Raw genomic sequence first — 7919 nt, forward strand, 5'->3', positions numbered from 1 at the left:
GCTGGCCCGCGCGCTGACCGGGCGGCATTTGCGCCATGAGCTGTTTCCCTTTGATCTATCGGAATTCCGGCAGCGGGCAAAACCGGGTGATCTGGAGCAGTTTATCCGCCGGGGCGGCTTTCCGGCCGCGCTGGAATTTCCGCAGCCCGAGCGGCTGCTACAGCAGTATTTCCTGGATATCGTCGAGAAGGATATTCGTGAACGGGTATCGGCCAAATCGAGCCGGCCCTTGCAGGCAGTGGCGAAGATGGTTATGGATTCGGTGGGCTCGGACTTGAGCTTGCGCCGCATCGCCGGTGCGGTGCAATTGAGCCCAGAAACTGTCAGCCATTATCTGCAGGCCTGTGAGGATGCCTATTTACTATTCAGTTGTCCCTATTTTGCCTATTCCGAAGCCAAACGTGCACGGCACAATCGTAAGTATTACGCCATTGATACCGGCCTGCGTCGGGCCGTCAGCACCCGCACCGGGCAAGACCTGGGCAAGGACTTTGAAAACCTGGTCTATCTGATATTGCGCCGCAAGACCGCCGATATCAGCTATTGGAAAGGCAAGGGCGAAGTGGACTTTGTGGTCAACACGCCGCAGGGGGCGACGCCCATTCAGGTGACCTATGGCGAGCCGAAGCTTCGCCACGACGAGGCACTTGAAGTGTTCTACCAGCAATTTCCTCACGCCAATGAGGCGATTTATGTCACGCCGGATACCTTTGAAGACTTCACGGAAATGACGCTGTAACCCTGCTGAAGGCAGGATAGCTGCACGGTGGCCACCACCAGCAGGCCGTTATCGCAGGAAGAACTGCATCGGCACCACCAATTCCGCTACGGATGGAAGGGATGGCGCGCCTCGTAGACGAAACTGGTAATACCGTACTCCTCGGTCTCTGGCGTGTGCCTGCCGCGCAGCTCAGCGAGCCAGCCCGGCGGGCTCGACTGAGTCGAGTCACCGACGACAATCTGAGTCAGAGGCTGACCGAGCCAAGCCTATCACCAAGACAGGGTTTTGACCGTTGGATCGAACAGAATGCCGAGCACCAGGTCTGGATTCCCCATCTGAACGCCGTCGATGAAGTCGTCCTCGGTGAGGCCCGCCGCCTTCGAGCAGGCAGCGCAGGCGATGACCAGCCCACCGTCGTTTGCAAACGCCTGCAGCATATCTTGAACGGACTTGCCCTGCTCTTTCATCAGACCGTGGACATGCGATGGCCGCTTCTTATCGGCCAGGTAGATCCCGCGCACGTTGAGCCAGATTGCCACCGGCTTGTGGCCGCGTTTCAAGACCTTCTCATGCGCAAACATGATGGCCTTGGTGGCCGCCCAGGTGTCATCGGTGGTCAGGTTGACGAACAACCCGCCTTTAGGCTCCTCGGCCAGGGCGTTCCAGGACAAGCCCATCAACGACAACAGTAAGACAATCGTCAGCACGAACCGATTCTTCATCGCTCAATCTCCGGTTGGTTAAGGTGATCGGACACGATAGCTTAACGCCGCGGACAGCGAGCGACCCCGGCCCGGCGCAGCAGTGCCCCGCTGCGCCTCCCTAACCGGGTGATGACTTGGCCTAGCAGCCAGTGCGTCGAGAACGGCTCGCCGTTCTAGAGCAACGTCACCGGCCCATGATCATCGCAATGATCGCCGTGCGGATGATGCAGCCGACCATCAACGATGTAGTCGACGTGATCACCGTGCGGCACCGCCTCGTGACCACAGCCGGGCCCGTGCACGTGGCCGTCTTCTTGGCAAGCGGTGAGGCGGTGCTCACAGCCGTCGGGATTCGTTTCGCTGATGGCGATGACGTGCTCATCGTAGTGGACTAGGCCGTCGACCTCATGCGGATGATGCAGATGCCCATCGTGCAGATAGTCGACGTGGTCGTCGTGGCGCAGGGCCTGATGGCCGCAGCTAGGACCATGATGATGATCGTGGTGGGGATGGGAATGGCAATCTTGGCTCATTAAGCACGCTCCACTCGGGGCTGTTTCAGGATGTCGCGCCCATGCGGCGATCGCATCGACAACACTGAGGCATACGGCGCCTGTCAATCATGCCTTTAGGCGTCTCTGGTGTGTCGAACATGACCAACCATATCGTCGAGCATGTGCTCGACATGGGCATCGGCGACGGAGTAATAGGCATAGCGCCCTTCTCGCTCGACCTTGAGCAACGCGGCGGTGCGCAGCAGGCGCAGGTGATGACTCACCAGCGACATCGACAGGCCGCTCGCATCGGCAATCTCCGATACGGATCGGCGTTGATGACGGCAGCGCAAAACGATGCCGAGTCGCGTTGGATCGCCCAACAAGGCAAACATTTCCGCTAAAGCCTGGCGTTGAGCACGACTCAACTCAGCTGACACACCACTCACTCCTCAACAGTTGAATAACTGTTCACGCATAAGCTAGACGGCTTGGCGCGCCGAGTCAAGAGGTGTTGGTCGGGCACAAGGAACGACGCGACGAGACGAGCGAGCGCGATCGAGCCTGTCTGAGTCAGGCTGCCAGAGAACAGCGGATCGATGATCTGAGGTCTAAGAGCCCTTGCCGCCGGTGCGACAAGGGCCGCGTGCTCAGTCTGCTGACGCAGCGCTGCCCCGCGTCACCGTCTCCATCCCCAGGCTGTTCGGTAATGACACGCCAAACAGGGTCTTGTAGAGCAGACGATAGACATCAGTGTTGTCGAAGCGCTCGCGCAACGGCGGCTCGCCGGCGACCAGCGGCTCGGCAGCACCCAGCCAGTGCGCGTTGAGCCCCTCGGCTCGGCTCAGAATGCCGCCGGCGAAATCGCTAAACCCGGGCCAGGCGATAGCAAACAGGAGCGGTTGCGCTGGCACCGGCTGTCGATCGGTGGCCTGGTTCGGCAGGGGTCGGAACGGCAGTTGAGCATCGGGCTCGGCGACGAAGGCGCGGGTATTGGCCCCCTCGATGCCATCGGTCGCGACCTGGAAATCTAGGATCTGGCCGGTCTCTGTGAAGAAGGAGTTCACCGCGATGGTCGGCGTCTCCGGGATCGCGTCCGGAATCGCGTTCTGGATCGCCACCGAGATCGCCCCAGGCATCGCCCCTTCGGCGGGCGGGAGACTCAGGAGCTGGAGCCCGGAGCCATCGCTGTCGGCCGCGGTGAGCAGCAGGGTCTCGGGATCACGGGTCTGCACGAAGGCCCGCGCCACGCCGATCGTGTCATCGGCGCGCTTGAGCGCCCGCAGCGCGCCGATCGCGTTGTTGCTGTTCGGCAGGTTGTCGGTGCTCTCGACCTCGATCACTGCCGCGAATGGCTTGCCGGCCTGCGCCGCGCGCCGCTTCAGGACCTCCAGCCCGAGAGCGGTCATCTCGGCGGCGGTGGGTGGATCGGCGCTGTAGTTGGGATCATCGGGGCCATGCTGTCCGAGGCGCTGGCCCCAGATCACTAAGCGGCCGATCTTGTCGGCACCATAGTCGAGGCCCCCCCCAGGCAGCGGATGCTCGGGCTGTCTGAGCAGACCGGCCTCGATCAGCGCCTCCTCGCGGCTGTCGTTGAACAGATCATCGGCGGCGAACAGGCCGAGCAGGCGCGGCGCATAGGCTGGATCAGCGGCGACCTGCGCGGCGACCTGTTCGAGCTCGGCGCGGGTGCGCATGATCACATAGCCGAGCGCGTCCGCCAGCTCAAGCAGGTTGCGCTCGTCATCGCGGGTCGGACCGGCGCCAGTGACGGCATCGGTGTGCGCCGCGCAGGTCAAGGGCAGCACATCGGCCGGCGGCTGCGGGCTCAGCTCGCGGCACAGTGGCGTGCCAATCGGTAGGAAGAAGCGCTCGCCGCCACCGAGGATCACATCGGGAAGCCGATCGCCCCGACCAGCGTTCTCGACGGCATCGGTGCGCGGATCACAATCTCCATCCTCGAAACCCGGACGCCCCTCGAGCAGCTGACGGGTCTGCTCGTTCGGCTCGCCGCGGGTATCGGTCTCGGCCAGGAAGGCACCGGTGCCCGGCTCGCCAGCGATATCGCCATCGTTGATCACGCCAATCGGATGCCCATGGCACCCGGCCTCGCGTAGCAGGCTGCCGGGATAGCCGGACAGGGCCAAGATCGGCCGGCCGCGATCACGGCCATAGGAATCCGGCCCCTGCACCTTGACCCCGAATGCATGGCTGGTCGCCCCGCCGTTCGAGGTCCCGGTCAGTTGATCTGCCATGTGGCCGCGGTAGACGGCCATCTCCGGGAGTTGGTCGTACTCCAGGATGCCATCGGGACCCTTCCAATAGATGCGCGCGGCCTGCCAGTGATTGAGGGCGGTGCCGTCGGGATGGAGGAAGATGACGTTGCCGATCTGCCGCGGTGGATCGCGATCTGAGAGCTGGTGCCCCAGAAGAAGCGCGGCCGCAGCCGTGACCGCGATGATGAAGATGCGGGTGCCGATGGTCTTAGAGCCTGGTGAGCGCATCCGTTGTTTCTCCAATCTGCTGCCTAACCCCTGGATGGCCTGTCAGCTTACCAAGCATTGATGATGCTTCGATGACCTTGAGGCGGTGGTCGCGGGAGCACAGCCGGCCGCCCCATCAGTCGGCGGCGAGCTGATCAGCCCTGACCTCATTCCCTGCCTTGCCTCGAGATCAACGGTAGCCGCTTCAGCTTGAGCTTGAGGGTAGTCGGGAGCGCGGGCGTCATCCGTATCGAAGGCAGATGGAGACGCCGCCACCGAGGATCGAGGCGAAGTCTCCGAAGACCGGCGAAACGCTGCGCAAGCGCGCGACGCTGATCGCGCCACCAACAACGCAGCGAGAACCTAAGCATTGCGCGCATCAGGGACTGATTGAGATCGCATAGCCAGCAGCGTTCAGGTACCGAGAAAAAAGCGCGATCAATCCTGGAGGCAGCTGTCGGCTCCGTCTTGGCAGGGCCGGCCTTCGACGGCTGCGTCCGTGTCCGCCCCTTCCTTATGCGATCTCGACTCAGGGGGCGATCTCGACTCAGGGTGCGATCTCGACTCAGGTCCGCGAGCGGCCAGGTCAGCGGCCGGTGGGTCCGGGTGGATGGTTCGCGACCTCGCTCGGTGTCTGGGAGTGACGAGCTGGGAGCAGCAGCCTCCTCCACAGACCTCCTGTTTGATACCAGTGTTGCTACCCTTGTATTCGTTTGACTCCGCTGCGGGGATCTCCCCTGCTTGTCTACCCAGGGAGACCCCTGATCGGCTTGGTCGACGAGCCATGGATCAACCAATGAAGCGAGATGAGCCTCCAGCTCGTCTGCAGACAGTGTGTCGTGGCGATGGTGGATGACAAGGCTGCCGCAGGCAGGATTCGCGCGGACGGAGCGAATGTCCGCATCGGCCTCAAGCACCGCCGCCAAGCGCTGCGCTAGGGCCGGATCACCGCGAAGCGCGGGGATGGAAACGCGCAGACGTCCTGCGATTCGATGGTGCACCCGCATCTGTCGCGCCTTGGCTGGGCGTCCAGGTTGGTTGCCGGGCTGGTTGCCGGGTTGGTTTACGGGCTGGTTCGCTGCCGGCTGCAGGGTATGGACCACCCCTGCGCTGAACGTCGAGCCCAACGCTTGCAGGGAGGGAAGCCTCGGCGCCCGAGACGGTGAGAGGGCATCGAACATGACGGCACTGCTATGAGCAAAGCTGAGAAAGAAGCATCGATCGCATTCTAAGCGAATACGAACACTTCTCACATGCAAAAAATTTGCGCATGGACGCCCGACCCTGTCGAGCGAACGAGCAGAACATCCGCGAGGGGTCACGCGAGCTGATTAGCGTCCATCTGAACAAGCCGCGGCAGCACATGCAAGCGGGATCTGACTCGGCTAGACGCGTTGGAGTGCGCTGCTCCGGCAGCTAGTCAGGCAGCGAGTCAGGCAGCTAGAGGAAGGATCAAGGACCAGGGTACATGCCACAGGGTTGAACCAAGACGTTTTCAGAGCGATTGCGTGCCAATACTGGCGTACAACTCCTGGGCCGTATAGCACTGCGCCGCTCCGCGGCCTCTCTGGGCCTGCGGAACGGCGCTAGCTTCAATCAACAGACGCCTCAGCTCAGCACCGAGAGCGTCTCAGATTGGGGGACTCAGCCGGCGAGGAAGTTGTACTTCGCGCTGCCGAGGACGACCGAATGAACGGCCAAGGCGATCAGCAGGACAACGAACAGGATCGGCATCAGCCAAATGCCCGGATGGCAGACGGTCCAGATCTTCCAATCATCTTCAGGGTTGCGTGGACGCGGAATTTGTTGGTCAGCCATTGTTTAATCCTCTGTGTTGAATGATGTTGAGGTCGACGAGGTTACCGAGGTTGCTCAGAACCAAGGCTTCCAAGCAAGGACTAGCAGGTGGGCGACAGCTGCGATGCCCACGAACGTGGTGTAGGTGATCTTGAACTGCTCGTGGAACTCTTTCGCTTGATCAGGGGGTAGACCCATCATCGGAATGACCTCTGTCAGATTGCCAGGTAACGCCGCACGATCATTCGGCGGCCGATAGCGACTGGACCCTGCGGTTCAGTGCGCAATGCCTCTTACTGTGCCGCTGGCGCTGCAGCTGGAGCCTCGGCAGGCGCCGCAGCTGGTGCTTCCGCCGGAGCCTCGACAGCTGCCGGCTCGACGGTGACCGTGACGGTCTCGACTGCTGCCACCGGCGCCTCATCCACCTCAGCCAGGAAGTTGTACTTGCTGCCGTCCGCGAGCACGAACGAGTGAACGGCTAGGGCGATGAGCAGGACAACGACCATGATCGGGATCAGCCAGACCGCCGGATGCACGACGGTCCAAAGCAGATAGTCCCGCTCGCTTGGCTTGTACTTCATTACGTTCTGGAACATGACTCAGATCTCGCGCGTTGTCAGAACCAAGGTTTCCAGGCCAGCACCAACAGATGGGCAACGGCGGCGATGCCCACGAACGCGGTGTAGGTGACCTTGAACTGTTCGTGGAACTCTTTCGCTTGCTCCGGGCTCAGGCCGGAAAGGCTCTTCGTGTCTGCCATTGATTCGCCCTCCATTCAGGGTCTTTGGGGCTATGCCGCGTCTCGGCGGCGGATGGTCGCGGCTCTCGATGCCACGACCCGTGATCATTGTCGGGTCAGCCGTCAGGAAGCAGCCTGGCCGAACGGAGCCACCTAATCTCCGACCCGACATGCGTCAGTTTAGCTAGACATACTCGGATGTCAAGATAGATTTACAGGTATTTTTACTTAATCTTGGCCAGCGGACCGCAGGCGCTAACTCATGCTGGCTGGTCAGGCACCTGGAGCCTCAGCTCGAGCCCTCTTGTGATTGATACCGACGGCGATCTGTTTTATTAGACTGCCTGCGGATGGGGTACCACCCATCCCAATGCGTCGCCCGCCAGGATTGAGCCAACCTCTATGCCAAGGTCTAGCCCAGTGTCCAACCAAGATCAAAGCGTCCCTGGAATCCGAAAGTGTCCAACCGGCGTCCGTGGTCTCGATGAGATCACCGACGGTGGCTTACCTCAGGGCCGACCGACACTGGTCGCAGGCGCCGCGGGCTGCGGCAAGACCCTGCTGGCGATGGAGTTCATCGTGCGCGGCGCCCGCGATTTCGATGAGCCTGGCGTCTTCATGGCCTTTGAGGAGAGCGAGCGCGAACTGATCGCAAACGTCGACTCGCTGGGTTTCGCGCTCGACGCGCTGGTCGAGCAGCAGCGCGTCGCACTCGACAGCGTGCAGATCGAGCGCAATGAGATCGAGGAGACCGGCGACTATGATCTGGAGGGGATCTTCGTCCGCCTGAGTAGCGCGATCGCCGAGGTCGGCGCGAAGCGGGTCGCCATCGACGGCCTCGACGCCCTCTTTGCGGCCCTGCCCAGTGAGGCCATCGTGCGCGGCGAGCTGCGACGTCTGTTTCGCTGGCTCAAGGCGCGCGACCTGACTGCGATCATCACTGGCGAGCGCGGGGAGAGGTCGCTGACGCGACACGGACTG

General features: G+C 62.1%; 11 protein-coding genes. 2 read left to right on the forward strand and 9 right to left on the reverse strand.

Annotated features, from left to right (window positions below; genetic code table 11):
- A partial coding sequence (locus tag ACY693_RS10915) for an ATP-binding protein (RefSeq protein WP_462321856.1) occupies positions 1-739 on the forward strand: 739 nt, incomplete at its 5' end.
- 251 nt (positions 740-990) lie between these two features.
- Here the strand turns inward: ACY693_RS10915 and ACY693_RS10920 are convergent.
- The 9 genes from ACY693_RS10920 to pufB (ACY693_RS10960) all read right to left on the reverse strand — a co-directional run bounded on the left by ACY693_RS10920 (position 991) and on the right by pufB (ACY693_RS10960) (position 6959).
- Positions 991-1443: a DsrE family protein gene (locus ACY693_RS10920; RefSeq protein WP_462321857.1), complete on the reverse strand. Its 453-nt coding sequence runs from the start codon at positions 1441-1443 to the stop codon at positions 991-993.
- Between the two features lie 155 nt (positions 1444-1598).
- Complete coding sequence (locus tag ACY693_RS10925) at positions 1599-1958, reverse strand: hypothetical protein (RefSeq protein WP_462321858.1); 360 nt, start codon at positions 1956-1958, stop codon at positions 1599-1601.
- Between the two features lie 95 nt (positions 1959-2053).
- Positions 2054-2314 (reverse strand): ArsR/SmtB family transcription factor, encoded by a 261-nt coding sequence (locus tag ACY693_RS10930; protein WP_462321859.1) that lies wholly within the window; start codon positions 2312-2314, stop codon positions 2054-2056.
- A 255-nt stretch (positions 2315-2569) separates the two neighbouring features.
- Complete coding sequence (locus tag ACY693_RS10935; protein ID WP_462321860.1) at positions 2570-4423, reverse strand: alkaline phosphatase; 1854 nt, start codon at positions 4421-4423, stop codon at positions 2570-2572.
- Between the two features lie 146 nt (positions 4424-4569).
- Positions 4570-5583: an HMA2 domain-containing protein gene (locus tag ACY693_RS10940; protein ID WP_462321861.1), complete on the reverse strand. Its 1014-nt coding sequence runs from the start codon at positions 5581-5583 to the stop codon at positions 4570-4572.
- A gap of 463 nt (positions 5584-6046) precedes the next feature.
- Entirely contained in the window at positions 6047-6220 is a 174-nt protein-coding gene (pufA, locus tag ACY693_RS10945; RefSeq protein WP_462321862.1) for a light-harvesting antenna LH1, alpha subunit, read from the reverse strand.
- 54 nt (positions 6221-6274) lie between these two features.
- The gene (gene pufB, locus ACY693_RS10950; RefSeq protein WP_462321863.1) at positions 6275-6400 is read right to left on the reverse strand and encodes a light-harvesting antenna LH1, beta subunit; all 126 of its coding nucleotides are present in this window, start codon (positions 6398-6400) and stop codon (positions 6275-6277) included.
- Positions 6401-6492: 92 nt separating this feature from the next.
- A complete protein-coding gene (gene pufA / locus ACY693_RS10955; RefSeq protein ID WP_462321864.1) occupies positions 6493-6795 on the reverse strand; it encodes a light-harvesting antenna LH1, alpha subunit in 303 nt (100 codons plus the stop codon).
- A gap of 20 nt (positions 6796-6815) precedes the next feature.
- Entirely contained in the window at positions 6816-6959 is a 144-nt protein-coding gene (pufB, locus tag ACY693_RS10960; RefSeq protein WP_462321865.1) for a light-harvesting antenna LH1, beta subunit, read from the reverse strand.
- A 399-nt stretch (positions 6960-7358) separates the two neighbouring features.
- Between pufB (ACY693_RS10960) and ACY693_RS10965 the strand changes: the two genes are divergently transcribed.
- A partial coding sequence (locus ACY693_RS10965) for an ATPase domain-containing protein (protein ID WP_462321866.1) occupies positions 7359-7919 on the forward strand: 561 nt, incomplete at its 3' end.

The sequence above is a fragment of the Halochromatium sp. genome, assembly GCF_054919635.1.